Consider the following 2,517-nt stretch of genomic DNA (forward strand, 5'->3'; position numbering starts at 1 on the left):
TCCACCGGGCAGTGGTATGCGGCCTCAAGCATATCGGCTGTGATCTCGGCTGTGTCGTGCGTGTAGAGACGCCGGTTTAAGCAGGCGACCCGGGTCACGTGCCCCGGGAGCACCCCGATGTCGTGGGTCACGAGGACGATCGCCATCCGGTCGCGGAGCCGGTCCAGAATCTCGTAGAACTGTGCCTCTGTCGGGGCATCCACGTAGACCGTCGGTTCGTCGAGGAGGAGCACCTTCGGGTCGCCGACGAGCGCCCGGGCGATGATCGCCCGCTGCTGCTCCCCGCCCGAGAGGTCCTGGATCTGCCGGTCGGCGAGATCGGTGATCTGCATCGTCTCGAGCGCCTCCTCTGTCCGGGCATGGTCTTTTTCGTCGTAGCGCCGTGGGCGGCGGGTGATGTGGCCGAGACGGCCGGAGAGGATCATCTCCCGCACGGTGATCGGATACTGGAAATCGAACGTCCGGAACTGCGGGACGTAGCCGAGATCCTTTCGCATCGCCGCATCCCTGCTGCCGAGGATCCTGACCTCGCCGCGGCAGGGGGCGAGGAGCCCGAGGATCACCCGGAGGAGCGTCGTCTTCCCGCCGCCGTTCGGCCCGATGATGGCGTAGAAATCGTCCGGGTAGATGGCGAGGTTCACGCCCTCAAGCACGGTCTGGCCGCGCAGCCTGACCCAGACGTCGTCGACCTCGATCACGGGGGCGCTCATGGGTTGCCGCTCCCTGCGAACGCCGCGGCCACGTGCCGCATGTTTGCCAGGTAATCCTTCGCAAGCGGGCTTACCAGCACCACGGTCCCGCCGATCTCGTCCGCGATCACCTCGGCGCTCCGGGTGGAGTACTCGGGTGACGCAAATATCACGGTGATATGCTCTTCCTTTGCCTGCTCGATGAGGTGCTCTATCCCCCGCGGGGAGGGTTCTTTCCCCTCGTTCTCGATCGGGATCTCCTCGAGGCCATAATCCCGGGCAAAGTAGGCCCACGACGGGTGGTAGACCATGATCTTCTCTACCTCTGATTCGGCGAGCGCCCCGGCGATCTCCCTATCCAGGGCATCGAGTTCCCCCTGGTAGGCGTCGGCGTTCCGGCGGTATTCATCGGCGTTCGCCGGGTCGACCTCTATGAGCCCCTGGCAGATGTTCTCGACCATGACTTTCGCGTTCCCAGGCGAGAGCCAGATGTGAGGGTCGGTCCCGGAGTGATCCTCCTCCCCGGTCGATATCAGGTCGATGCCGCGCGAGCAGTCGACGATCAGCATCCCGGGGTTCATGGCCGCGATCTTATCTTTCCAGGCGAGTTCAAACTCTATCCCCGACCCCACCACAGCATAGATATCCGCGTCTGCGAGATCGGCGATGACCCCGGGCGGCGGTTCGTAGGTGTGCGGGTCGGCCCCCGGCGGCACCAGCAGGATCACCCTGACGTGATCGCCTCCCACCCGCTCCACGAACTCCTGCTCCGGCGGTATGGTGACCGCGACAACGATCTTCCCGTCATCCTGCCGGTCGGTCCCGGTGCACCCGGCCGTGGTTGCTGCCAGCATGAGGATTACCAATGCGGCTGCAACGAGAGAGAGGGGATTGACGATGCCCTTACCCTGCGATCCCATGGTTTTTCTCCTCAGGTTTGGTATAGGTCTAAATTTACTACTATGTGAGAATAAAAACGTTGTGCCGTCACCTCTTCCGGTTCTCCGGGGGACAGCAGCAACTATGGTCGTGCTCGATCTCCCCGCAGACACTCATCATCGGGTGCCCAAGCGACGTGCATATCCGGTTTGTGAGGTCCCGTGAGATGCACTGTTCGATCTTCTTTGCCTCCCTGCAGGCCTCGTCGGGCTCAAGCCCGTAGCGGCTGAGCACCAGGGCGACGATCCGGTGACGCCGGAACAGGAACCGTGCGTAATCGGTGCCAGGAGCCGTGAGTCTCACCCCGTGGTAGGGGGAGTGCTCGAGGTATCCTGCTTTTGCGATATCTGCAAGCGCCTTTGTCACCGTCGAGGGCGCGACCGAGAAATGGGCGGCGATATCGGTCGTCTTCACGACATCGCCCTGCAGGTAAATATATTTGAGGTACTCGGCCTTCCTCGGGGAGAGTTCGCTCCCGGTGATCCCCTGCATGATACATGAGTTGGCGTTCGGAGAAGAAAAAATTTTCTGTGGGGCTAAACCCTCTGCTCCAGGGGCGACGAACAGCTCCGCGCACTCCAAGTTGTCTCACGTGAAACCGCGAAGACCGTGTGGTTACTCCCCTTCGCGAACTTCGCGTCTTCGCGTGAGGTGCCGATCCGCTTCACACCCGCAGATGAGGATGGCTCGATGCACCCTGCACAAGTTCGCCGATGACGTAGTGCCGCCGGTTCTTGGTGATCACAGCCCGCCCTGAGAACCCGAACGGGAGTTCCTCTTTGATGACGACGTTGAGATAACAGGGGTTGCGGCAGACGGTTGAGCCGGGCGCGTTCTTCTCGGTCGTGACGATCGATGTCTCTCTCCCCATCCAGCGCTCGTTGTAGCG

The 2,517-nt window shown here is 62.3% G+C and carries 3 protein-coding genes and 1 pseudogene; all 4 read right to left on the minus strand.

Features of this window, described 5'->3' with window-relative positions:
• Positions 1 to 710: metal ABC transporter ATP-binding protein (locus BP858_RS11290; RefSeq protein WP_286879519.1), on the minus strand; the 710-nt coding region annotated here is incomplete at its 3' end.
• Positions 707 to 1,609, minus strand: coding sequence for a metal ABC transporter solute-binding protein, Zn/Mn family (locus BP858_RS11295; protein WP_286879520.1), 903 nt, complete (start codon positions 1,607 to 1,609; stop codon positions 707 to 709). The genes BP858_RS11290 and BP858_RS11295, both read right to left, overlap by 4 nt.
• Positions 1,610 to 1,676: 67 nt before the next feature.
• Complete coding sequence (locus BP858_RS11300) at positions 1,677 to 2,120, minus strand: metal-dependent transcriptional regulator (RefSeq protein WP_074175238.1); 444 nt, start codon at positions 2,118 to 2,120, stop codon at positions 1,677 to 1,679.
• A gap of 172 nt (positions 2,121 to 2,292) precedes the next feature.
• Positions 2,293 to 2,517: pseudogene (locus BP858_RS11305) on the minus strand (2-methylthioadenine synthetase); the annotation flags it as partial.

The organism is Methanoculleus sp. UBA413 (assembly GCF_002502935.1).
Lineage (GTDB): Archaea > Halobacteriota > Methanomicrobia > Methanomicrobiales > Methanoculleaceae > Methanoculleus > Methanoculleus bourgensis.

Excerpts from the sequence above, each read along its gene's own strand:
- BP858_RS11300 (WP_074175238.1), bottom strand. The coding sequence starts at position 2,120 with ATGCAGGGGATCACCGGGAGCGAACTCTCCCCGAGGAAGGCCGAGTAC.
- BP858_RS11295 (WP_286879520.1), bottom strand. The coding sequence starts at position 1,609 with ATGGGATCGCAGGGTAAGGGCATCGTCAATCCCCTCTCTCTCGTTGCA.